Source organism: Vulcanisaeta distributa JCM 11217 (genome assembly GCF_001316005.1).
Lineage (GTDB): Archaea > Thermoproteota > Thermoprotei > Thermoproteales > Thermocladiaceae > Vulcanisaeta > Vulcanisaeta distributa_B.
This window is the reverse complement of sequence record NZ_BBBJ01000001.1, coordinates 126167-148673: the sequence shown is the minus strand read 5'-3', so window position 1 is coordinate 148673 and position 22507 is coordinate 126167. Positions and strand designations below refer to the sequence as shown.

The window sequence follows — 22507 nt, the reverse complement described above, 5'->3', positions numbered from 1 at the left end:
TTAATTACGAATAACACGTGTGTACCCGTAAGGTCAGGGTAGTGAGGTACAGCGAGAGAGCCTCTTATGATAGGGATGAACTCATAAGGTTACTGAGTAGGAATTTCATATGCCATGTGGGCTTTATTGATGAGGGTGAACCATACGTAATACCAATGCTTTATGTTAATGATGATCAATACATATACATGCATGGTTCACCAGACAGCAGGTTGATTAAGATAATCGGTAGTGGTTCTCCGATTGTGATAGCGGTTACTGAGGTTCATGGTATAGTGCTCTCGAGCAATCTATGCGGTAATTCGATAAATTATGAATCAGCCATCATATATGGCAGGGGGGGATCCTTCATTAACGACTCAAACGAAAAACTCCGTGTATTTCAATTACTAATTAATCGATTAGTACCTGGCAGGCTAAACGATACTGAGTTACCAACAACTAATGAGTTGGAATCGGTGGCCGTTGTTAGGATTAAGATTGAGGACTTTGCAATTAAGAAGAGGGATGGTGGGCCGGTCATTAGTAGTGATAGGCATTGGGAGGGTATAATTCCAATAATCATGAATTATGGCATGCCAATAAGTACGAATAATAAACCAATACCAAAATATTTGATGGACTTGATCGCATCTCGTAAACCTACTTAAGCCTTACACGCTCAAGGAATTCATCAATTAATTGACTTACCGTTGGCCCCCTCAAGAACCTTGAGCCTCCACCGAGCCCTAACGATGGGCTTATCGATCTTAACCACATCCTCGATGCGGGCTGGAGTACCCATAATAACTACGTCAGCGGGTATCCTCCTTATTGTCTCCTCCAAATCCCTAATCTGCTCTGGCGTGTAGCCTAGGCTTGGTAGTACGGGCCCCCCCATGTGCGTGTACTTTGCGTAGGTCTCCTTTATTATGCCCACGGCATAAGGCTTAGGATCCACTATCTCGGCATTATACTTCTTAGCTGCTATGTACCCCCCCGCCGCGTATGGTAAGCCGCCATGCGTTACCGTCGGCGCATCCTCGATTATCACTACCCTTTTGCCAGACACAGCATTTGGATCCTCTAGGTATACCTCGAGATCTGCTTGCGTTATTGACGCCCTTGGATTAACAGCCTTTATATTATTGATTATGGTCCTTACATTCTCAGGGGTTGAGTCCGAAACCTTAGTCACAATTACAGCATCGGCAAGCCTTGTATTCACCTCGCCCGGGAAGCTCCCAATCTCATGCCCTGGTCTTCTGGCGTCAGTAACCGTTATTAGGTAGTCCGTGTAGTAGAATGGGAAGTCGTTGTTTCCGCCATCCCATAGTAGTACATCTGCCATGGATTCAGCCTCATTAAGTATCATCTCATAATCAACACCAGCAAGTACCGGCACACCGATATCTACATAGTGCTCATACTCCTCCCTCTCCTCGAACGTGATCTTCATCAAGTCCTGCCTAGTCCTGAAGATCTGTACCATCATGTCGTCAGGGTTCATGTAAATCATTGGATGCCTAATCGCAGCAACCTTCAAACCCCTCTTAACGAGTTCGAGCGTTACTTCATGAGATACCGTTGACTTGCCGGCACCAGTCCTAGTGGCCACTACCCCTATCATGGGCTTTGAGGACTTTATCATGGTATCCCTAGGACCAAGAATTCTAAAGCTCGCACCGTTAGCCAGCACAATACTTATTATCCTACCCACATCGTTATAGAGCAAGTCGCTGTAGGCTAGAATAACCTCATCAGCGCCTAAATCCCTTATTAAGCGGCCGAGATCCTCAAGATCCTTAAGGCCAATGAGTGGTATACCACCTGGTTGATAGAGATCTCCGGCACCCTTTATGTAGCGCTTGCCACCAATACCCGGTATTTGAACCTGGGCGACAGCCACAACCTTATACTCCGGATTATGCCTGAAGTACATGTTAAATACGTGCAGGTCTCGACCGCCCGCACCCAGTATTATTACCCTCCGCAATGAGGAATCACCGCTCCTTAGTGCTGAGTCAGTACTATTTATTATTTACCCACTACACTATCAATTCTATTAATACAGGGACAACCCTGTAAATGCTCGATAATGCTTCCCGATAATGAAATTTCCGTGCCATCATTAAACACGAATGTCAGCGTTGATTGCTCATTGCGCACCGTAATTAATTCACTCCATGGGTAGAAAATGTCCATAGGCTTTATGTAAATGCCCTTCTCATAAATCGTGTAATTATCAATACTTACTAACTGCGGACCCCCCCACATATTAGATATTTTTCTGTTTATCACCTTATTAAGGAATATTATCAGTATGAGTAGCGTAAGTATTATTATCGGCGCAAAGATTGGATTAACAAACCTCATACCAATAACCGCGGTTATTGCCAATGACAGAAATACCGAAACCTTTATTATCAAGCCCATCATCTTAATGCCAATCCTCATTACAAAATGAGTGGTTTCTCCAGCATTATTAAAGATAGCTCACTGCAGTAAGAAATCACGCCTCAAGCCTCCTCACAAGGTAAGCCTTCTGCGGATTAGTTAGCTGAAGCATCGTTAATAGGGCTGGGTTTAAATCCCTTGAGCCCTTAATTATCAAGTTCCTCACATAATCCAGTATCCTGGGATCAAGCCTCACATACTCATCAACCTATCAAGTAGGAAGGGGGGGTAACCAGTATCGGTTGTTTGAGACTCAAGATAAGCCACTAATTCCTCAATACTCACTCCATTATTTGGATTGAAAATTTCTAGCTTAACCGCAGGTGCGCCATTACGTGGCTTATAAAACACCACGTATATGTCCCGCAGCATCTTCAGACCAGGATGATCAGAGCCACTAAATACCTTATCGAGATTTGCCAATCCCTCACTAAGTCTTCTATTCATTAACTCCTTAACATCGTTACAATTTGAACCTTTACACCTCTTCCTTAATTCACAATCACTATAGTTTATCTTAACCCACTGAGGAAGGATATCGCCATAACTCCCAAGCACAATGTACTCACCATTATTTAGGACTAGGCTTGCAATGAGCTTATCATTCATCGGCAAGCACTCATTAACTAGTACCGATAGGAACCTAGACCTAACCCTCTTAACAACACCAACCACTGGGGGGGTCTTAGTCTTCATGGCCAGATCAAGTAAGTCGCCAATCACGTTAGTCACGCGAGCAAGCACACCACCCTCAACAGGTAGGTTATACGGCAGCGGGTGTACCGGTATTTCACCATCAAGTATTACTAAGTCAACACCCTTCCTGCCCTTAGTCTTCTCGCGAAGAAGCTTAATTGCCAACTCCCTCTCCCTAACCTGGGCCCTCCTCGTAATTACCCTCTCAAACTCACCAACATCCTCAAAAACAACCTCGCCAGTCATGTATCTATCGTAAGAGCCATTGAGGTAACCAACATAGCCATAGGAGAGTACTGTCATAACACCGCCAATAAGCTCAAGAGGTGGCGTTGGATAACTCGAATCAATCGCATAGGCATTGAAGGTCTTTGTTGATGAACCAATGCCCTTAATTAATCCTTTATTCTCAATGACCTTCCTCAACTCACGGACCAGGACGAGTACCTGTGAATCAACGCCTTCATCAAGCATTTTCTTAACATCAGATTGTATAGAAAGTAGTAATGGGGGGGCTCAATCCAAAACTCAATATCCCCCAGGCCCATAGTCACTAGGTAGCATCTCAAAGTATGATTACAGGTAGGTATATAAAGCACTAATGAGCAAGGTCTGCAATTATTTCCTGGGCCTTACTGACCCAATACATTTTCGGTCTCTCTAACTAATGCCCTAACCTTATCAATGTATGGCATTAAATCATTCACACCCAACTTAGCCTCATGAAAACCCCCCCACACATGTAACACGTAGGCACTACTCCATCCGTTAGACACCCAATCACCCAATCTCGTGGAAAGCGTGCCAGCAGCCCTCGTTAATAAGTAAGTATACCACCTACCCTCCCTTATAGCCTGCTGATACTCAGGTATGTTGAGTTTCTCAGCCAAAACCTTGACGCACTCCTCAGCAGCCTTGTAAAGCCTCTCACTGGCCTGAACAGCATCACCCTTTCTTAAGTACTCATCCATCTCGTTTAGATATCTCTTGGCGAGTTCCATCCTTATCCTCAGCCCTTCCTGAGGATCAATCTTTGACAACGCACTTATTATCAAGTCCTCAATATCGATACCACGCTCCCTAGCGACCTTAATCAACTCCTCCATACTACATCACCAATACATCATTAAAATACCTAATAAAGTTACACTTCGTTATTACAACATTAATACTACCTATGTCAATGAAACTGACTTGTAAACCTTATCAAATGACTTAATGACTTAATTTCATAATCATCGATCAGCCTCCGGTGGGAAGTAGCCGAAGCTTCCGTATATGGCCGGTACATCAGCTAGCCTATAGCCCTTTAGTGCTTCCATGAACCTCTGAGTAGTAACCATGATGGTGTAACCATCCTTAATCTATATGGCACATTGCTATGCCCGTCAGATATTAACGTAAATAGAAGGAGTCCTCTTGAGGCCTCTGTCAATGTTGTTGCCTCGCCAGCGCCCGGCGTTAATCCAACGTGAGTCTTCGTTAAGAATGTCCTCACGTCCCTGGCTGCCTGTGGTCTATCCTTCGGCGGTATTCTTGATAATATCTTCTCGCTTAATATTGGTGTGTCTGGTATGTTCTTAACAGCCTGCCTAATTATCTTAATGCTCTGCCTAATCTCCTCGACCCTAACCAGGAACCTAGAATATGAGTCACCCTCATCAGCCACCGGTATGTCCCACTCAAACTCATTATAAACCTCGTATGGCTCAACCTTCCTAACATCATACTCAACACCAGATGCCCTAAGGAATGGGCCAACCAAACCATACTTGATTGCCTCCTCCTTCGTTAGTACACCAACCTCCTTAAGCCTATGTATCGTCACTGGATTCTTTACGAATATTGACTCCATATCCTTCATCTTCCTCTCCAGGTAATTCGTTAATTCATATACGAAGTTGAGGACATCGGGCTTAACATCCCACCTAACACCACCCGGCACTGTATAGCTAAGTGTTGTTCTTGCACCTGTTATTCTCACGAAGCCTCATTAATCACGTCCCTAAGTCCAAAGGCCCACATGTAGCCCGTACTGTGACCAATGAATACTGCCAATATGCCTGTATCGTATAGGTGCGTGGCTATCCTACTTAATTCGGCCAATATAACCCTAATGTACTGGGCCCTCTTAGGCACGTCTAAGTCAGCCAACTTCTCCACTGCACGTGAGTAGCCGAGGTCGAAGTTTGCCGAGTCCTGAATCGTGGGCCTCTCAATCAGCGGCAATATGTGAATGTATAATCTAGTTTCGGCGAGCTTCTCAACGCCTCTATGAACATAGCCCGGATCCGGTATTGCATCAACTATGTAATCACCCTTAAGCCTAAGTATTATCCTCATATGCCCACTACCTGGGTGCTGAGGACCTATGAAGACCAGGTACTCATCACTCCTATATGCCTCCTCAACGTACTCCTTTGGTATCGGCACAAAGTTCCTAACGAACTCTTCAGGCACCTCCATCCTAACGGGCAGCTCAGCATACCTCTCATTACTACCCATGCCAATCACCCGGTGCTACCCACCTCCTGCTTACCCTCACCTGGCTTTTCCTGAGCTGGCTTTGATTGCGGTGCAGCTTCTGTGGGCTTTGGTTGTGGAGCTTGCTGCGCAGGCTTTGGTTGGGCTGGTGCCTGGACTGGTTTCTGCGGTGCAGCAGTCGGTTTCGGCTGTGGTGGTGCCACCGGTAGTCCTGGGAATTCCCTATCGACTATGTAGAACTCCCTAACTATTGGTACATCCTTCCTAAGCGGGAACTTAACAGGGGGGTGTCTGGGTCAAGTAGGAAGTTCTTTCCCATCCATGGGTTACCCTCAAACCAAACGCCGAAGAAGTCATACATTTCACGCTCCATGTAGTCCGCACTCGGCCAAATATCAATTAGGCTTGGTACCCTGGGATTGTCCCTGGGTATCTCCGTCGTTAATGATATGAGTACCGGCATTAACTCCTTCTTACTGTAGCTTGAGATCCAGTACTCAACGTAGAACTTATTCTCGTGAGGCGCGTCAATGACATTGACGGACTTAACATGGTCAAAGCCAAGCTTTGACAACGATAATGCGGCATCCTTTAACTTATTGGGTTCTGCATCAACGCATATTCTATTAACGTCAGTTACAACGATCTTCTTAGCCGATTCCTTGAGTGCGGGCATTAATTGATTGTTTATTAATTCATAACCGAAGGGCCACTCCACCTTCTTCTCCTGGCAAATGGGTATGTGTGGATTGGGGGGGGTTATCCTGTGCGGTGGGTTTGGTGCAGGTTGCTTAGTTGGTGATGGTGTGAATATTTTCGTTAAGTCAATCGTCTTTGGCTTAACATTGGCCTTGGCCTCGCCCGTCTCTATCTTCCTCTGAACAATCCTAATCATTTGGATAACGGCCTCGGGCGTGGTGGGCAACCGATCGCGTAGGCATCAATGGGTACTATCTTACTGACGGGTACGGTGTGGTAGCTATTCCAGAATATACCTCCCTCGGCGGCGCAGGAGCCCATGGCAATAACGTACTTAGGATCACTCATTTGCTCCCAAATATACCTGAGGACCTGGCCATCTTGAAGGTTATTGTACCCTCAATAAGGATTAGGTTTGTCTGTCTTGGCGCATGCCATGGTAATGAACCAAGCCTCTCCGCATCATATGCCGGATTCCAGGTATGCGCCATCTCAACACCACAGCACGCAGTAACGAGATGTATCGGCCATAGGGAGTACTTCGTGCCCCACTTCTTGTAGGGCTCTAAATATTTGTCAAGTGACATCTGCGTCACCCACCGCTTGACCTTCTTATAAATTCTTTGGGATACGCCATTTTTAACGCGTATTTATAACCAACATAGATGCTTGGCAGGGTTATTACGAGTATTGCCAATATTATGTAGGTTATTGGTAGCGCGATTACGGCGGCTGACGATAGTATTAACAATATTACTATTATGGGTTCCATACCCAGGAACATTAGTAGGAAGCCCACGTACTGTATTGGGAAGACATACCTAGCCTCACCAACCGGTGGATTGCCAGCCTCATACCTCTGGAGCTTAGATATATTTGGGTTTCTTGCGGCAAGTCTCTTGATACGTACATTATCGCGGCATCGGTTATCAAGGCTATTATTACAATCACTATCAGTATTGCCAATGCATCAATGAAGGCTGACATCGTGACCGAAAGAACTAGTAATGAGACATTTTTAAGTAATAACCTCATTCAACACACTGCCCAAGCAATTTATTAAGTGCCAGTGTTAGCAGTGCCGTGCTACCCACATCCCTACCAATAACCTTAACCTGCCGACCCAAACTCAACTCACTCTGCGTAAATGGCTGATCAGACGCTTGAATCACGATCAACGCCCTACCCCCCCTAATCTCATCTCCCATGGAATCACCCCCCCTAGTGCTCAAGAAGTATACAGAGTCTGGGTGAAGAAGCTCAACAGCATCCTTAATGTCGGGCAGTACGATCAATGTGGCCCCAGACCTGAGCACAAGCCTAAAGGCCTCAGGCACGCCCTGCTGGGCTGCGGTACCCACGGCCTTGGTGACCACTATGGTCTTCAAGCCAAAGCCAAGTGAGACCTTCACCGCATCCAGTAATTTCTGCACACTGGCTGGGTTGTGGATTACGGGTATTACGTTGTTAACGGCTTGCTGACAATCCATCACGCCACAACCCAGCGCCTCCTATAAAACTATAACCCAATTAAATTATTAAAGGGCCTTACAAATCAACTTCCTGATGAGTACACCACTGGTCAGTGAACTCATGGATAACGTAGTAGTTATTGCAAAGCCCAAGGACATTATTTCCAAGATAATTTCGGACATGAGGGATTATAAAGCTTGGGTTGTCCCAGTCATTAACGAGAACGGCAAATTAGTGGGCGTACTAAGCTACAGGGATTTGCTTGAGAGAAGGATTAGCCTTAGATCAAAGGTCTCAAGCGCCATGTCACCACCATACTCAGTAAGCCAGGACTCGGACCTCGTTAAGGCAATGACTAAGATATTAACCCTGAGGGTTAGGGCGATACCCGTGGTTGACTCAAGCATGAGCTTGTCGGCATCCTGACAAGGGAGAAGATATTGAGGTACCTACTTGATAATAAGATGCTGCCTCGCACGTCGGTTTCATCGGTGATGTCTAAGCCAGCAATTACGATTGACGCCAATGAGGCCGTGGCGAGGGCTAAGTGGCTCATGATTAGGCATGGAATAACACGCCTACCGGTGCTTGATTCAGGGAAGCTTTACGGCATAGTTTCAATGCGCGACATAGTTGAGCGATTATACTATGCGTCAATACCACGGCGTAGCAGGAGGGGTGACGTTGTCGGTACCGAGGACGACATACTCGCGGCCCCTGTAAAGGCGATAGCGACTACTCCGGTAATAACCGTTAATGAAGTCGATGATGTTTACACGACGGTCAATTTAATGCTTGATAAGGGCATTTCGGGAATGCCCGTGGTTTCAGGGGGGGAGTCCGTGGTGGGTGTTGTTTCGAGCTACGACGTAATAAGGGCTGTGCTTAAACCCTACGAGGAGATACCTGTTGAGGCAAAGCTCACTGAGATTGATGAGGATGCTAAGCCACTAGTTGAGAAGGTGATTTCGAATTATATCGCTAAGATTAATAGGATGACTAACGTAATTGACATGAAGATAAACATTAAGAAGTATGAGAGGGGGGGAGGTGAGGAGAAGAGGAGTAAGTACTCCGTCCACATAATGCTTAAGGACAACGCAAATACGTACACGGTCAACGAGGTTGATTGGGACCCAGTAAACGCCGTTAGGTACGCCTTTGAAACCCTAATCAAGAGAATCGAAAGGGAAATAAACAGAACAAGGGACATAAAGAGGAGAGGAAGACTACGCGGAGGACCACCCAGCGAGTAATTAATTTGCCCATGATGAATGCACCCTTTAATGACTGGTGATTACTTCGCCAACGACTGACACATAACAAAAGAATATCACTACATTTCACAAAACAAGCATGATAATCATTAAGACCTCATTACCTTAATTCCTAACCCATGCACCAACTTCATGCACTGTCAATCAACTTCAGTCTTATTTCTAATTTCTAATTATTCAGCCTGTGCATGTTTGTGTTGTTTGGTTTGTTTGTATGTATGTCGTTGCTGTGCATGTTACCGTCTTCGTGCCGAGTGGTGTCTGTACTGTTGCTTGCCAAGTGACTACATAACTGGTTGGTGGTGAGAGAACGAACTGGGCTGCTTGGCTTAATGATATACTTCCCATGTATGCCGTGACATTAATCGAGTGAGGCATTATCTCAACCGGCAGGTACTCCGGCTGTAGGCTTACTGTGACGCCATTGTCATACGACACGGTGATGCTTGATGAAACAATACTTATTGCATACGGGTTTGGATTCTCAAGCCACAGGTTGAAGTAAATAACAGCATCAACCAGCGAACTCTGGCTCGAAACACCCCCCAATTAGCCGAGACGAGCTCAGGAGGCTTAAAGGTAATGTATGGGTACAAAAACACGAGGACCAGGGCCACAACAATAATAACCATAAAAATCAAAACCAAAGTACGAAAACGCATACAAAAGAAAACAAAGAGACCCATATTAAAGCATTGCAATGCCGTACACTTACGTATCAACACCCTTAATTAACTCCATAAGCTTGGCAACACCTGCCCCCTCCTGGTCTTACGTCTTCTGCCGTGTCAATTCCGTTGTTACGTAGTTTCTCTCTTACGCTATTCGGCACGGTATAGCGTGTAACGAGTATTGCCCTCCTAGGCTGAACTGCTTAATATATTGTATGACTTGCTCGTTAATATCATTCTCCCAATTTCCATAGGGTAATGCCTTACACTCAATCAGCAGGTCAATCTCCTTATCCGACTTAATGAGGTCGGTGACGTTGTCAAACCTGCCCCTAACAACAATGATGTCAGGCCTAACAGCCCTTCTACCTGATGGTCTAACAAACACTAACTTACCGCTTTCACGAACAATATTGGCATCCAGAAATACATGAATGGCTGGGTTTACCTGGAATTCTAGCCACATTGTAAATTCGCCATGTGGCGTGTCGAGTATTGCGAAGCTTGTTTCACCACCCTGCTCAAACCAAATAGTTACTGGTCTATTGACAAATGATTCAATCGTCTCCCAACTCCTCCTTATCAACCTCCTCGTACCCAATGCCTCGGCGACTTTTGTGGCTACCCAATTCTCGTAGATTAGGGACATTGTTGTTTTAACACCTCTAACCCTACCGGCATCACTCGGTATGCTTAACTCCGTGAAGTAGTAAATCCTCGGGTCAGTGAAGAATTCATGCACCTAGAGGCATGACCCATGAAGCTCAATTCACCATTAACTGACCTCCAATAATTCCTTGCCTCATTAGCCATCGTCACGAACTCGCCAAATAACTCACTCAGTAAGTCCCTCAACTCGGGATTTCTAATTCTGAAGCTAACATTGCTCAGCCAATTATTTACCGCATCCTCGATAGCCTTACTCTCACACTTTGTATAATCTACCATATCCACGTAACTACTAGATAGACATCTAGCGACACTACCATAACCACTCCTGCTGAAGCGGAATATGTATATCCAAGGCGAGACATTGCTCGGTACTTCATATACGTACTCATCATCACCACGCCCAACAAGCTTACCAACCTCAGAGACATGAACAAGTTCATTACCAATGAGAACGTAGGCATACTCAGAGCCACGGGTACCGCCCCCCCTCCTCAACTCACGAATAAGCATAAACCATTCGCAGGAACTAGTAAGCAGATGCAATTAAGTGTTCCTAAGTTATGAATTGACAAAGCAAACAATGAACTCATAAAACTGGGTTAGGCGTGGTCAGTCGGTACGTGAATTCTTCATTGGTCTGTTCCGGGGGTTGTCATCACTTTGTTATTCGCTCAATGTATTATTTTTAAGCTAGAGCTAAAGCTTTTATTTTGCTACTATTCCACATTGTTTTCGTGATTAAGATAAGCATTGTTAAGGCTGAGGACAATTACCTGGAGGCTGTGGTGCAGGGTGAGACGTATACGTTGTTTGCGCCGTTAATTGAGTACCTACTTAAGAGGCCCGATGTTGAGTATGCGATGTACGATGTAGACCACCCATTGACTCAGAATGTTCGGTTTAGGATAAAGACTAAGGGGAAGCCACCGCTTGATGTTATTAAGGAGGCGGTAAATGAAATATTGAAGGACGTTGAGGAGTTAGAGAAGGGATTCTTAGGATCACCGTAAATGCTTGGGGGGGCGATTAAAATAGTTGAGGGTGGTGGTCCATAATTGATTTATGTATTTGGCGAACCGCCTCAATGGTTGGTTGATGTGGTTAGGGAGTTAGGTGAGGATATCGTTAGGGTTAATGATTGTAATGTGTCTCCTCGTAGTGTTATAATTTCCGTGAGTAAGCCATGCACGGTTAAAGGCTCCGTCGTCTTATCCCTACTACCTTATGGAGGGGGGGCAATACCTATTCAAAGGGGGGGTACTGCGAGGGGGGGCGTATTATCGGCCGTAATAAGTCTCGTTAAGAGAATTGGTAATGCGAGGAGTGTTGATGAGGCGTTATCATTGTTAGGCTTTGTTAAAGCCGAGGTGGTCAGCGCTATTGGCGTGACTGAGGTAATTGTTAAGGATCAGGTAATCCCGGGTTCGATATATACAATCGCGGCACTAAATACTAGTGAAGGCAGATGCGCGGTAGCGTTAGGTAGGGGGGGTACTGCTAGGGGGGGACGTTGATTCTTGATTCATCAATAACCTTATTACTAAGTAATGGTGGCGATATATACGTTGCAAAGGGCGATTTGGTGCTTGAGCTTATGGCGTTATCCATGATCTTCAACATTAACCTTACCCATTCTAACCCTCCTTATTAAATTGATGGCTGATAGGATTGTCGCGGCGCCGTTTAGTACTAGGAATATGAGGTTCCAATTAAGTGCTGAGTACGCCGTCAGTAGGGCGCTGCCTATTAGGTATGGTATTGTTAACCTAAGCGGTGGCACATCACCTAGTGCGAGTACCCAGCCTATTGCGATGAATAGTAGTCCGAGTACACCCACAATCATTGTTAGCATCCTGCATGAGTAATTACTCGCATTTTTAAGGCATACATTACCTAGGTGATCATAGTAAAAAATAAATTCCTGTAGCATTCTATAATTAACAAAGATGAGAGGTCTGTTGATAACGATGCCTAGCGTTGTTGATGAGGTTAAGAAGTTAATTAATAACTACTCATCATTTAACGTAGTCACTGAGCTGAGCGATGATGTTGGTAGTTACGATGTTATAGGCATTGTTGGGACGGACAGGTTCATAATCATGAACCTTCATAAATTGAATTCATGGGAGGGACCAGTCCTCACCGTGGGTTTTGGACTGAGCTTCCTGAATTCCGTGGATATCGCAAACCTGGATAAGGCCCTATCGACGATAATGAGTGGTAATTACGATGTTGAGGAGATACTCAGGCTTTCTGTGAACGTGAAGGGGAAGAAACTACCAAATGCAATAAATGAGGTTGCCATTTTCCCGGCTAGGAGCGCGATAACTCTTGAGTATAGCCTGTACGTGAATAATGAGTACCTATGGCATGATGTCGCCGATGGCCTAATAATATCGACGCCCACGGGCTCCACGGCATATGCCATGTCGGCGGGAGGCCCATTAATACACTCGAGGGCCCAGGTCTTTGAGATTGTGCCCGTTAATAGTACGAACCTAGCCCGCGTGCCGGTAATCGTGCCCAGTGACTCTATAATCGCAATAAGGGACTTGATTTCCAGGTCTAGGTTGAGGTGATAATTGATGGTAGTATTAGGACCTACGTAGGTAATGAGGTTAAGATAACATCTGGAAAGCCTCTCAAGCTCATTAGGATTGGTGAGGTCTCAAGCGCCATTGGGCGCTACGAGAAGAAGATAAGTTTATTAGCTAACATGGATTTGCCACCAAGTGCTAAGTTCATACTTAAGATCCTTGAGTATGAGGGTCAATTAACGCAGAAGGAGATTATTGAGAAGACGATGTTACCAGGTAGGACTGTTAGGAATGCGTTGAACATTCTAATTAGGAAGGGTTTGATTCAGAGACAGGTAATTATTAGGGGTAATAAGGAGGTTATTGTATATTCCCTGAAGCCCACTGGGCAATAGGTCTGTGCCTTATTAATTCAATCCTTGAACACCTAATGCTCCTAACCTCATCCTTACTTGATATGTTGGTGATAAGTATTATCCTTACGTGATCCTTAATATTCACGATTAATCTAGGCCACATTATTACTTCACCATGGGTTATGTACCTCCTTAATTCGTACTCCACCATACAAATATTAATTCGTGAATCAATTAAAAAGTAGTTTGTAAGGTGCAAAATCTGCATATTTTCCATAGAACAGTATTATCATTATGAACCATAAATTTAATAAATTCTAAAGGTGATAGAATATTGATGGCTATTAATGATGAATCTAAGAAGGTGAACAACGAGGAACTCATTGAGGAAGGTCAGGATTTCATAAGGAGGTTAATAGAACCATCACCGGCCATCGTGAGAATTCACTGCTATAACTGTAATTTCGACAGTGTGAAGATACCGAATGGCGTGGAGTTTAGATTTAGACTATTAATGCCATTCATGGCCGCCGTAATTAGGTATAGGCAACCAATTAAGGATTTACTAATGCTCGATTCGAAACCCGTAATAACGGCAATTTATCAGTCAAGGGTTAAGGATAAGAAGACCGAGAGACCTGTCGTGGTGATTTACGGGGGGGAGATAAACCCGACGAAGAGGATATGGAGGGTATTAAGCATTTATAACCTAGTCCTCGATGATTATAAGGACTCCATAGTTAAGCAATTCAATATAATAACTAAGAAGGAGATTTGGCACTACCACCAAAGCGTCTCGCTAAATGGTAAGACACAGCACATAGGCATAGTCCTAGCAAACAAGGTACTTCTTAGGTACTTAACGAGGTTTGGCGAGGATGGAGCATCGGTAAAGATGGTACTATTAACACCTGATGGAATACAAACAAGGAGACTACACGTTGACTCAGAGGAGGAGGTCACCGCTGAGGAGAAATCAATGATTGGCGATTGAATTCAAAATAGTAAATTTTAAAATAATAGCCAAATAATAACTTAATTTATGACAAAGGGCAACCGGAAAACCATAAAAATAATGATAATAACAGCGATAATACTTACGACCATACTAATGATATATACCTACGTGCCTCATCATGAACAAGTACGCATACATGAACCATTGCCGAGGATGGCACCTGCGGCATCCCTCGTTGGCGCCTTCGCTACGTGTCTAACTTTGAGTACGTTAGCGAACCGCTTAGTTATTATGGGTGGATAAACATTAGTGGGCAAACGCCGGTAATAGTTACTCAACCCAATTATTGGGGTGAACCTGCACTTGAGTCTACGGCTATGAGTGGCGAGCCCCCCCAGGTTGATATTGTTAATCCATCATTAATAGTTAGGGGTGATCAATTCCTATCTTTCCAGGTGGCGATTTATTACGGTGATGGTGGTAGTGGATTCTTTGGCTTGGTGAATAGTAAGTATGAGCCTGTCGCCGTAGTCGGTGTTGCTAATGGTTATGTGTGGGCTGGTCCAAATCTAACGGACCTAAAGCCCGTGGTTTCCTTATCAAGCCTATCAAACGCGCTTTACCCACCTGGTTGGGTCTTCATAATGGTTAACGTATTCAACGCCAGCACTCCATATAATAAAACCGCTGGCTGGGTTATGCAGGTATTTGTTGACCAGACCGATGAGCCACCCTTTGAGGTTTCTGTGCCGGACGCAGGTAATTACTACACGGCGGCTATAATCACGACAAGCGGGACTGTCTATTACACTGACATAATAGTCACAAGCCTTGAGATACCCATATACCTGCAGAAGTACAATAATATGGAGGGCTACGGACAGGGATCAGGTCTCCTCGTCACTCTATTACCACCATTCTATAACCTAACCGCACTAGTATTACTTAGGTACTGGAACACGCCGCAGGTCGGTATACTGAGTTTCCAGATAAATGCCATGAATTATTACGGAGCCACCAGGTCATCGTGCGTAGGCTTCTTCCAGATAGGTGTTGACCTGGACCCGAATGGTACCATTGCTCCCTGGTACGTGCCTGGCAAGAACTGCATAGCCCATTACTACTTCAACGAGACCACGATGAACCCAGCCGTGCTATCTGGCGTACCAACGCCGAACAACACATTACTTAAATTAATGATTTACTATAACATGACGGCTAAGGAGATAGTCTTTGAGATTTATGATTATAACACGAGCACGCTATGGATACACGCAATACCGTATAGCGGGACGCCATTCTTTGCGACATATACGCAGCTTGAGTTCCAGTACGCATATACTAAATACCCAATATATGACTATGTGTTTAATGGGACCATGTTCGATATAGAGGTTACATTCCTAAACGGAACCACAGCTACGTTACCCGCCAGCTACATGATACCCTTCGAATTAAGTGCACCACCCACCTGGGACTTAACTTACTATAACGTCAATGCCTCTGGATATAACCAATTCGCGAAGTGATTTCGTTAATTAAAGGGCAAATATTAAAAATCAATGAATTAATTAAACCCTCGTGGCCAAGAACCTGCCCAACTTATGGAATACTTTAAGCGTAATGGATGTAGGCGGCATCAAGGTTCGTTATTACTCATTAAAGGCCCTTGAGAGGGAGGGCTTTGACATTGCCAGGTTCCCATACACAATCAAGGTCTTCATAGAGAACCTGCTAAGGAATTACGACGGGCAGGCAATCACTGAGGAGGATATTGAGAATTTACTGCATTGGAACCCGAAGAACCCAGGGACTAAGGAGGTCCCGATAAAGGTGGCGAGGGTCCTAATGCAGGACTACACGGGAGTACCTGCTAGTCGACCTGGCGGTGATGAGGGAGATAGTAGCTAAGTATGGTATTGACCCAAAGGTCATTAATCCGCAGGTACCGACAGACCTAATAATTGACCACAGCGTACAAGCCGATTACTGGGGTAGGCCTGATGCGGTTAGATTGAACATTAAGCTTGAGGTTGAGAGGAATGCGGAGAGGTATGAATTCCTTAAGTGGCTCAGAACGCCTTTAGGAACTTCAGGGTCTTCCCGCCAGGCACTGGTATAATACACCAGGTGCACCTTGAGCATATTGCTAGGGTTGTGATGACTGAGGACCTCGGGCCTAACGAGAAGCTTGCGTATTTCGACACTGTCGTTGGCATGGATTCCCACACCACGATGATTAACGGACTTGGTGTTGTTGGTTGGGGTGTTGGTGGTGTTGAGGCTGAAGCCGCACTTCTCGGTCAACCAATAGCGGTATTACCACCGCAGGTCGTTGGTGTTCACCTTTATGGTAAGCCGAGACCTGGTGTCACGGCTACGGACATAGTGCTATACGTAACCGAGACCCTTAGGAAGTATAACGTGGTTGATAAGTTCGTTGAGTTCTTCGGAGAGGGTGTTAAGGAATTGCCCGTCCCTGACAGGGCAACAATAGCCAACATGGCGCCTGAGTATGGCGCAACAACCGGGTTATTCCCAGTGGATGAGCAGACACTGGCTTACCTAAGGCTTACGGGTAGGGATGAATGGTTAATATCGCTCGTTGAGAGGTACTTCATGGAACAGGGAGTCTTTGGCTCGCCGAAGGAGGGCGATATTGAGTATAGCCAGGTGATTAATATTGACTTATCAGCCATAGAGCCGAGTCTCGCTGGCCCCCCCTCACTCCCATGGCAGAGGAGGTCATTGAGCGATGTGCCCAAGAGCCTTGAACCAGTCATCGAGGATAGGAATAAGAAGAGGAACATAAGTGGTAGGAAGAAGGTAATCATAGAGCTTGACGGTAAGAAGGTAGAGCTCGAGGATGGTTTTGTGGCCATTGCCGCAATAACAAGCTGCACCAACACGAGTAACCCATACCTATTAATGGCGTCAGGCTTAGTTGCCAAGAGGGCTGTGGAGCTTGGAATCTCGCCACCTCCATACGTTAAGACCGTGTTGGCGCCGGGCTCTAGGGTTGTTGAGGAGTACTTAAGGAGGTCAGGGCTGCTTCAGTACCTTGAGAAGATTGGTTTCTACATAACTGGCTTTGGCTGTATGGTCTGTATTGGCAATACAGGCCCATTGCCAGAGCCCGTTGTTAAGGCAATTAGGGAGAATGACCTAGTGGCGGCGGCAGTACTCTCCGGTAACAGGAACTTTGAGGGTAGGATTCACCCAGATGTTAGGGCTAATTACCTGGCCTCGCCGCCCATGGTCGTGGTTTATGCATTAGCGGGTACCATCAATAAGGACCTAACGAAGGAACCTGTGGCGTACACCAGCGATGGTAAGCCTGTTTACCTGAAAGACCTATGGCCCAGTGATGATGAGGTTAGGAGTTATGTTGAGAGGTATGTAACGCCTGATGAGTTCACGGAGAAGTACACCAGGATTGGTGACTTAGTGCCTGATGAGTGGAACACGTTGAAGGCGCCGAGTGGGGGGGATCTATATCAGTGGAATCCAAATAATACGTACATAAGGAGACCACCATTCTTTGAAGATTTCGATCCGGATAGGCTTGTGGAGGTTAAGGACATAGTTGGTGCCAGGGCATTGCTGGTGCTTGGCGATAACATAACCACGGACCACATATCACCGGCAGGCTCAATACCTGCCGACTCACCTGCAGGTAAGTACTTAATATCGCTTGGTGTTAAACCAAGCGACTTCAACACCTTTGGTACTAGGAGGGGGGGCAATTGGGAGGTTATGGTGAGAGGCGCGTTCTGGAGTAAGGGCGTTAGGAATAGGATGGGTGGTAAGGTCATTGAGGGTGGGTACACTATTCACTGGCCTGATGGGCAGTTAATGACCGTGTTTGACGCGGCCATGAAGTATAAGGAGGAGAAGGTGCCACTAATAATACTCGCTGGGCAGACGTACGGTGCCGGTAGCTCGAGGGACTGGGCTGCGAAGGGTCCAAAGCTCCTGGGCATTAAGGCAGTCATTGCGAAGAGTTTTGAGAGGATACACAGGAGTAACCTGGTTGAGATGGGTATACTACCGCTACAGTTCATGGAGGGTGAGGACGTGGATAAGCTGGGTATAACCGGTGATGAGACCTTCGACATAGTGGGGCTGTCCCAGGGATTAAAGCCTAGGCAGACCGTTGACTTGGTCATCCATAAACCCGATGGTAGGGTTATTAAGACGAAACTACTTGTGAGGCTCGACACGCCGATGGAGGTTCAGTACTTCCTTAATGGAGGAATACTGCAGTACGTGCTTAGACAAATAATTAAGAGGCATAGGCAGGAGGGCAAACAATCATAATCGCTTAGCCGCTTCTCGATAAATACCATCTAAAAATTCATAATCCTTAATTATACTAAGGGACTCCAGCTTATTAATGATTCTTGTTAAGCTAGACTTAGGGATAGACACGCCAAGCCTCTCCTCGACGAACCTCCTAACCTGACCCCCCCACGTCTTCGCACCCTCAGCAATAGCCCTAAGCACCATTCTCTCCCTTTGAGATAGTCTCAGTAATTCACTGAGAGCCATGGAGATGGCTTGCTCCTTAATGGCACCAATGTCACGAACCCCCCCATCTATGTAGCTCCTGCCAAATTGAACTAACCACCCAGGGATACCATCAAAGAATTCAACAGCATCCTCAAGCACATCAACAGGTGGCTCAACACCCTCCTGCTTAAAGCCAAGCCTTAAGAAATCTAACGACTCATCTCTTGTGAATCTACGAACATCAACCTCAACAAAGTACCTACCATACAATGAGGACTCCGGGTTGTTAATGCCCATGAAATCACTTAATAACCTTACCTCAGAGCCGCTGAGGATCACCGTTATATTGCTTAAGTGATCGTATGTATACGCCAAAACCCTCCTAAGCTCAGCCGATACGGGTGGCCTTGTATCCTGAACCTCATCAAGCACAACGATGAATTGACCTCTACGATTCAATTCCTCAAGAAAGCCCAATAAACTTATGGAATCCGTACCCCTCCATTTAATCTCAACGCCAAATCCCATAATCTTAATACCTCTAATACCCTCGATAACCCTCCTCAACTTATTAAGACCGCTACTTAAACCCTCAGATAATCTCTCATAAAGATCTACATGCGTAACCACACCACGTAAATCAACGTAAACACCATTATATGGTTCAAGAAAGGACTTAACAAGGGATGTCTTACCAATACGTCTAATACCAAGAACAACAATAAGGGGCTTACCAATGGATTTATCAAGAATCTCCAGCTCATCCACCCTATCAAAGAGCTCACTCCTGGAACTCTTAGGTCTTGGATCGAATAAGTTCCGCACCAGAACTAAGTTCTGCCCCCCCGGAACTAAAACCTAATGCTGACATAATTCATTACTTATTTTCGACGTACTCATTCCCAATGAGTTTAGTTTTTAAGTTATGATAACAGTTAGGTATGCTATGAAGATAAGCCATAGAGATGCCATATTGATTCTCATGATAATTACATGCCTCGAGATAATATTTCTATTAATTAATCCACCTACTGGGCATTACATTGGTGAATTAATAAACGGTAGTGGCTTTATCATGATTAATGTTCCATGTGGAACTATCGTCAGGATAAACATTAATTTCGCGAATGTCGGCTCGTCGCCAGCAATTATTTATTTAATGAATAGCTCCGTAATACTGCTAAGCCCAGGACAGACTAAGGGCATTTCATTGCTATTACTGCCTAAGTCATACGTATTGTGCTCATCAATTGTTAATAATGAGGATATCGTAGAGGTTATCCGGGATAATGCTACGCATGTCATGGTTAGTAATGATTATGCGAGGACTTTAGACATACGTATTAGTGGCGATGTATTTACGTACATCAGTTATTGGGTGATTAGGTTATGAGCCTTGATGAGGCTAAGGTGAGGATCCTCGAATTCAGGGACTTCTTAGTTAATGTTGATAGGGCTAATGCAATGGCCGATGCATTACCCAGCATTGCCATTGACGCACTCCTCGCCGTAGCGCTCCTACTGGGCATCACGATATTTTATGAATTCACATACGTACTTCTCTATAGTACCTTAATGACGACAAACATGGTCATAGCCGTAATATATTTCTTGCTTTTGGTATATGTAATTTACGTATTTGCTACAAGGATTTATAGAAAAATACAGAATGCAGGTAAGGATGCCATGGATAAATACGCCCATTAGGATGGTTTATTAAGCGAGGGATTACCTGGTATTATTGCCATACTTGAGAGCATAAATTACGACGAGCTTGCCGTCAAAATTCATAGGGCTAGGCTCGGCTACCTAGCATCCGTGCTTATTTACATAGTTGTATTTACGTTGGTTGCAGGGTTCACGGTATTTGGATTATTATTTCTGGTACTACTTCCCATGTTCATATTCCCAATACCAACGCAGTTAGTGCAATATTCAATACCAATTAGCCTAATATTGGGCTTCATAGTTGTTATGAGGATTAGCTGGGATAGAATAAGCAATAGTATTAGGACCCTATGGATGATGGATTCCGTGATGTGGGAATTAAGGTGGATTGAACATGACCTCAGGAGACTCTACGGAATTTAAGCCGGACCTATACGTCATAGCCAGGATAATAACCGTACTTCACGAACATGGACCCATGAACCGCACAAACTTAGCCACAGCGATTGGTTTGTCTTACGATAGAGCAATGAAATACCTTACATGGATGAGTAGTAAAGAATTGATCATAATTAATGGTGATGGTTATGTCAGGCTAACAAGGAAGGGTGAGGAAACATACTTAACGCTTGTACAGTGGGTGATTAATTACGTTGGTAGATTAAGGTTCCCACGTAAGATGGCTGGGAATAGTCGTAATAAGTAAGTCAATTAATGCAGGGCATTCGCGAGTTCCATTATTTTTTGTCTCCAGTCCTTAGCCCTAACTATCGCACTCGCCACCAACACACCCTGCGTACCAAGCTCTAGGGCCTTCTTAACGTCTTCATAACTCTCAATACCAGCCCCGTAATCACGGGAATGCCTGGACTAACCCTCTTAACAAGCTCTACAGTCTTCACAATTACGTCAGGCTTTTCCCTACTCACGGCCTTACCCGTACCAATCAGCTCAGGCGGCTCGACAGCCACCGCAGTCGGCTCAAGAGCCGCGGCAGCAGCGCTTGTGTATGGGTCTGGCGCGCACACGAGGGTTTCCAGACCGAGACCCTTCGCCCTATTAACGAGCCAACCAAGGTCATTTAGGAGAAGCCTATTCTCGCTGTGGTTAAGGATTACCCCCCCGACGCCCCAGCCTCCTTAATGAACTCAAGCGGCACATGCCCTGTCCTAGCCCCCCCGGGTTCAACCGGGTCAGCGCCCTGGGCATAAACGGGTATTCCCACGTTCTCAGCCACAAGCCTAAGCTCAGTGATTGGCGGGGCTATCGCAATTGACACGCCCAACTCCTTGGAAACCGCCTCGGCAACCTTAGCAAGTTCAAGGGATCTCTTACCGAGTACCTCAGTGTACACTTTCATGTTTATAATTAATATTGGAAGTCTCATACAATGATTGGCAGTTATCAACTAGTTATTAAATTGTTAGGGTTTAATGGTAATAATGATTACACAATTAGGCCGTAAGCTAATAAACATCAAAGGCAATGCGTAAAGGGGGGGTCAGGAGTGCATTGATTTACGCATATAGTATGAATATTCAGTTAGCATTATGGTGATTTATTAAAATGCTTAGGGTTATTATGAATTTTTATAATACTTTTATTATCTTATTCATGATGAAGATCCATATCTCAAGTATTAAGTATTATTGATTAATTTAGAGGTCCTTCGGCAGCTTTCCTCGAAGGTCATCATTAAGAACCAAACTGGCATTAAGCCAAGATCAACAATTAATGCCATGGTTATTGTAGTATTGACCCATTGAGGCGTATGTATGTTAAATACTAATGGTGTAAACGCTGCAAGCATTGATATTGATATGTAAAAGCCAGTAAAGCCATAAAGTCTATTGACGACTTTGCAATTAATTCCATATTTCCTCTTAATTATTGAACCAATGGCAAGTGCTGTAAATATTAAGAAAATCTCGAGGGAGGCTAAGGCCAGTCCATAGAAAATACCTATCGTTATTAGGCCGAGTAGTCTCAGGGCAAAACCAATACTAATTGGTCCAAGCCCTATGGCAATGATTACTAGGACCCCCCCGAGCCATTTTCTCATAACCTT

At 45.0% G+C, this 22507-nt stretch carries 33 protein-coding genes and 3 pseudogenes; 14 read left to right on the top strand and 22 right to left on the bottom strand.

Annotated features, from left to right (window positions below; all coding sequences use genetic code 11):
• Positions 1-17: 17 nt before the first annotated feature.
• Positions 18-650, top strand: coding sequence for a pyridoxamine 5'-phosphate oxidase family protein (locus JCM11217_RS00880; RefSeq protein WP_054841763.1), 633 nt, complete (start codon positions 18-20; stop codon positions 648-650).
• Here JCM11217_RS00880 and JCM11217_RS00875 read toward each other — a convergent pair.
• The 14 genes and pseudogenes from JCM11217_RS00875 to JCM11217_RS00840 all read right to left on the bottom strand — a co-directional run bounded on the left by JCM11217_RS00875 (position 643) and on the right by JCM11217_RS00840 (position 7805).
• A pseudogene (locus JCM11217_RS00875) lies at positions 643-1975 on the bottom strand (cyclic 2,3-diphosphoglycerate synthase). The gene JCM11217_RS00880 and the pseudogene JCM11217_RS00875 sit on opposite strands and share 8 nt — an antisense overlap.
• A 41-nt stretch (positions 1976-2016) precedes the next feature.
• Positions 2017-2436 carry a hypothetical protein gene (locus JCM11217_RS00870; protein WP_054841762.1) on the bottom strand — a complete coding sequence of 140 codons (420 nt, stop codon included), beginning with the start codon at positions 2434-2436 and terminating at the stop codon, positions 2017-2019.
• 55 nt (positions 2437-2491) lie between these two features.
• Complete coding sequence (locus tag JCM11217_RS12310; RefSeq protein WP_243677902.1) at positions 2492-2632, bottom strand: hypothetical protein; 141 nt, start codon at positions 2630-2632, stop codon at positions 2492-2494.
• Positions 2629-3606 (bottom strand): DNA double-strand break repair nuclease NurA, encoded by a 978-nt coding sequence (locus tag JCM11217_RS00865; protein ID WP_243677901.1) that lies wholly within the window; start codon positions 3604-3606, stop codon positions 2629-2631. The genes JCM11217_RS12310 and JCM11217_RS00865 overlap by 4 nt, the downstream gene beginning before the upstream one ends.
• 158 nt (positions 3607-3764) lie before the next feature.
• Positions 3765-4238, bottom strand: coding sequence for a PaREP1 family protein (locus tag JCM11217_RS00860; RefSeq protein WP_054841761.1), 474 nt, complete (start codon positions 4236-4238; stop codon positions 3765-3767).
• Between the two features lie 203 nt (positions 4239-4441).
• Positions 4442-5116 carry a hypothetical protein gene (locus JCM11217_RS12305; protein ID WP_243677900.1) on the bottom strand — a complete coding sequence of 225 codons (675 nt, stop codon included), beginning with the start codon at positions 5114-5116 and terminating at the stop codon, positions 4442-4444.
• A complete protein-coding gene (locus tag JCM11217_RS12300; protein WP_243677899.1) occupies positions 5113-5646 on the bottom strand; it encodes a hypothetical protein in 534 nt (177 codons plus the stop codon). The genes JCM11217_RS12305 and JCM11217_RS12300 overlap by 4 nt, the downstream gene beginning before the upstream one ends.
• Positions 5643-5819, bottom strand: coding sequence for a hypothetical protein (locus JCM11217_RS12295; protein WP_243677898.1), 177 nt, complete (start codon positions 5817-5819; stop codon positions 5643-5645). Before JCM11217_RS12295 ends, JCM11217_RS12300 begins: the two co-directional genes overlap by 4 nt.
• 44 nt (positions 5820-5863) lie before the next feature.
• Positions 5864-6541, bottom strand: coding sequence for an NADH-quinone oxidoreductase subunit C (locus JCM11217_RS12290; protein WP_243677897.1), 678 nt, complete (start codon positions 6539-6541; stop codon positions 5864-5866).
• A complete protein-coding gene (locus JCM11217_RS12285; RefSeq protein ID WP_243677896.1) occupies positions 6508-6663 on the bottom strand; it encodes a hypothetical protein in 156 nt (51 codons plus the stop codon). Before JCM11217_RS12285 ends, JCM11217_RS12290 begins: the two co-directional genes overlap by 34 nt.
• A complete protein-coding gene (locus tag JCM11217_RS12280; RefSeq protein WP_243677895.1) occupies positions 6660-6902 on the bottom strand; it encodes a hypothetical protein in 243 nt (80 codons plus the stop codon). The genes JCM11217_RS12285 and JCM11217_RS12280 overlap by 4 nt, the downstream gene beginning before the upstream one ends.
• Before the next feature lie 5 nt (positions 6903-6907).
• Positions 6908-7189 (bottom strand): NADH-quinone oxidoreductase subunit A, encoded by a 282-nt coding sequence (gene ndhC, locus JCM11217_RS12275; RefSeq protein ID WP_243678025.1) that lies wholly within the window; start codon positions 7187-7189, stop codon positions 6908-6910.
• A complete protein-coding gene (locus JCM11217_RS12270; RefSeq protein WP_243677894.1) occupies positions 7099-7302 on the bottom strand; it encodes a hypothetical protein in 204 nt (67 codons plus the stop codon). The genes ndhC and JCM11217_RS12270 overlap by 91 nt, the downstream gene beginning before the upstream one ends.
• 44 nt (positions 7303-7346) lie before the next feature.
• Positions 7347-7805, bottom strand: coding sequence for a RecB-family nuclease (locus JCM11217_RS00840; RefSeq protein ID WP_054841760.1), 459 nt, complete (start codon positions 7803-7805; stop codon positions 7347-7349).
• 76 nt (positions 7806-7881) lie between these two features.
• Between JCM11217_RS00840 and JCM11217_RS12265 the strand changes: the two genes are divergently transcribed.
• Both JCM11217_RS12265 and JCM11217_RS00835 read left to right on the top strand, forming a co-directional pair.
• Positions 7882-8214 (top strand): CBS domain-containing protein, encoded by a 333-nt coding sequence (locus JCM11217_RS12265; RefSeq protein WP_243677893.1) that lies wholly within the window; start codon positions 7882-7884, stop codon positions 8212-8214.
• A gap of 68 nt (positions 8215-8282) precedes the next feature.
• Positions 8283-9044, top strand: coding sequence for a CBS domain-containing protein (locus tag JCM11217_RS00835; protein WP_243677892.1), 762 nt, complete (start codon positions 8283-8285; stop codon positions 9042-9044).
• Between the two features lie 198 nt (positions 9045-9242).
• On the opposite strand, the gene JCM11217_RS00830 is transcribed toward JCM11217_RS00835, so the two are convergent.
• From JCM11217_RS00830 to JCM11217_RS12255, 3 genes are all read right to left on the bottom strand, one after another.
• A complete protein-coding gene (locus JCM11217_RS00830) occupies positions 9243-9614 on the bottom strand; it encodes a hypothetical protein (RefSeq protein WP_054841759.1) in 372 nt (123 codons plus the stop codon).
• Between the two features lie 267 nt (positions 9615-9881).
• Positions 9882-10478 carry a hypothetical protein gene (locus JCM11217_RS12260; RefSeq protein WP_243677891.1) on the bottom strand — a complete coding sequence of 199 codons (597 nt, stop codon included), beginning with the start codon at positions 10476-10478 and terminating at the stop codon, positions 9882-9884.
• A complete protein-coding gene (locus JCM11217_RS12255; RefSeq protein ID WP_243677890.1) occupies positions 10430-10918 on the bottom strand; it encodes a hypothetical protein in 489 nt (162 codons plus the stop codon). The genes JCM11217_RS12260 and JCM11217_RS12255 overlap by 49 nt, the downstream gene beginning before the upstream one ends.
• Positions 10919-11142: 224 nt before the next feature.
• On the opposite strand from JCM11217_RS12255, the gene JCM11217_RS00820 reads away from it, so the two are divergent.
• Both JCM11217_RS00820 and JCM11217_RS00815 read left to right on the top strand, forming a co-directional pair.
• Positions 11143-11418: a DNA-directed RNA polymerase subunit L gene (locus JCM11217_RS00820; RefSeq protein ID WP_013605457.1), complete on the top strand. Its 276-nt coding sequence runs from the start codon at positions 11143-11145 to the stop codon at positions 11416-11418.
• A 45-nt stretch (positions 11419-11463) separates the two neighbouring features.
• Positions 11464-11922 (top strand): hypothetical protein, encoded by a 459-nt coding sequence (locus JCM11217_RS00815; RefSeq protein WP_243677889.1) that lies wholly within the window; start codon positions 11464-11466, stop codon positions 11920-11922.
• Between the two features lie 86 nt (positions 11923-12008).
• On the opposite strand, the gene JCM11217_RS00810 is transcribed toward JCM11217_RS00815, so the two are convergent.
• Positions 12009-12260 (bottom strand): hypothetical protein, encoded by a 252-nt coding sequence (locus JCM11217_RS00810; RefSeq protein ID WP_243677888.1) that lies wholly within the window; start codon positions 12258-12260, stop codon positions 12009-12011.
• Positions 12261-12354: 94 nt separating this feature from the next.
• Between JCM11217_RS00810 and JCM11217_RS12250 the strand changes: the two genes are divergently transcribed.
• The gene (locus JCM11217_RS12250) at positions 12355-12987 is read left to right on the top strand and encodes an NAD(+)/NADH kinase (RefSeq protein WP_243677887.1); all 633 of its coding nucleotides are present in this window, start codon (positions 12355-12357) and stop codon (positions 12985-12987) included.
• Positions 12984-13340, top strand: coding sequence for a helix-turn-helix domain-containing protein (locus JCM11217_RS12245; RefSeq protein ID WP_243677886.1), 357 nt, complete (start codon positions 12984-12986; stop codon positions 13338-13340). The genes JCM11217_RS12250 and JCM11217_RS12245 overlap by 4 nt, the downstream gene beginning before the upstream one ends.
• On the opposite strand, the gene JCM11217_RS00800 is transcribed toward JCM11217_RS12245, so the two are convergent.
• Positions 13306-13512 carry a hypothetical protein gene (locus JCM11217_RS00800; protein ID WP_054841757.1) on the bottom strand — a complete coding sequence of 69 codons (207 nt, stop codon included), beginning with the start codon at positions 13510-13512 and terminating at the stop codon, positions 13306-13308. The two genes, JCM11217_RS12245 and JCM11217_RS00800, sit on opposite strands and share 35 nt — an antisense overlap.
• A 126-nt stretch (positions 13513-13638) precedes the next feature.
• Here JCM11217_RS00800 and JCM11217_RS00795 point away from each other — a divergent pair, with 126 nt between their 5' ends.
• From JCM11217_RS00795 to acnA, 3 genes and pseudogenes are all read left to right on the top strand, one after another.
• Positions 13639-14295: a hypothetical protein gene (locus JCM11217_RS00795; protein WP_054841756.1), complete on the top strand. Its 657-nt coding sequence runs from the start codon at positions 13639-13641 to the stop codon at positions 14293-14295.
• Positions 14296-14510: 215 nt separating this feature from the next.
• Positions 14511-15788 carry a hypothetical protein gene (locus JCM11217_RS00790; protein ID WP_243677885.1) on the top strand — a complete coding sequence of 426 codons (1278 nt, stop codon included), beginning with the start codon at positions 14511-14513 and terminating at the stop codon, positions 15786-15788.
• 94 nt (positions 15789-15882) lie between these two features.
• Positions 15883-18579, top strand: a pseudogene (gene acnA / locus JCM11217_RS00785) (aconitate hydratase AcnA).
• Here the strand turns inward: acnA and JCM11217_RS00780 are convergent.
• Positions 18574-19596 carry an ATP-binding protein gene (locus tag JCM11217_RS00780; RefSeq protein ID WP_054841755.1) on the bottom strand — a complete coding sequence of 341 codons (1023 nt, stop codon included), beginning with the start codon at positions 19594-19596 and terminating at the stop codon, positions 18574-18576. The pseudogene acnA and the gene JCM11217_RS00780 sit on opposite strands and share 6 nt — an antisense overlap.
• 100 nt (positions 19597-19696) lie before the next feature.
• On the opposite strand from JCM11217_RS00780, the gene JCM11217_RS00775 reads away from it, so the two are divergent.
• The 4 genes from JCM11217_RS00775 (at position 19697) to JCM11217_RS00760 (ending at position 21145) form a co-directional block, all read left to right on the top strand.
• Positions 19697-20164: a hypothetical protein gene (locus tag JCM11217_RS00775; protein WP_054841754.1), complete on the top strand. Its 468-nt coding sequence runs from the start codon at positions 19697-19699 to the stop codon at positions 20162-20164.
• Positions 20161-20478 carry a hypothetical protein gene (locus JCM11217_RS00770; protein ID WP_054841753.1) on the top strand — a complete coding sequence of 106 codons (318 nt, stop codon included), beginning with the start codon at positions 20161-20163 and terminating at the stop codon, positions 20476-20478. The genes JCM11217_RS00775 and JCM11217_RS00770 overlap by 4 nt, the downstream gene beginning before the upstream one ends.
• 111 nt (positions 20479-20589) lie before the next feature.
• Complete coding sequence (locus JCM11217_RS00765) at positions 20590-20862, top strand: hypothetical protein (protein ID WP_054841752.1); 273 nt, start codon at positions 20590-20592, stop codon at positions 20860-20862.
• The gene (locus JCM11217_RS00760; RefSeq protein WP_054841751.1) at positions 20834-21145 is read left to right on the top strand and encodes a winged helix-turn-helix domain-containing protein; all 312 of its coding nucleotides are present in this window, start codon (positions 20834-20836) and stop codon (positions 21143-21145) included. Before JCM11217_RS00765 ends, JCM11217_RS00760 begins: the two co-directional genes overlap by 29 nt.
• A gap of 5 nt (positions 21146-21150) precedes the next feature.
• On the opposite strand, the pseudogene tpiA reads toward JCM11217_RS00760, so the two are convergent.
• Positions 21151-21826 (bottom strand): annotated as a pseudogene (tpiA, locus tag JCM11217_RS00755) (triose-phosphate isomerase).
• A gap of 252 nt (positions 21827-22078) precedes the next feature.
• On the bottom strand, positions 22079-22501 hold the full coding sequence (locus tag JCM11217_RS00750; RefSeq protein ID WP_054841750.1) for a hypothetical protein: 423 nt from the start codon (positions 22499-22501) through the stop codon (positions 22079-22081).
• Positions 22502-22507: the final 6 nt, after the last annotated feature.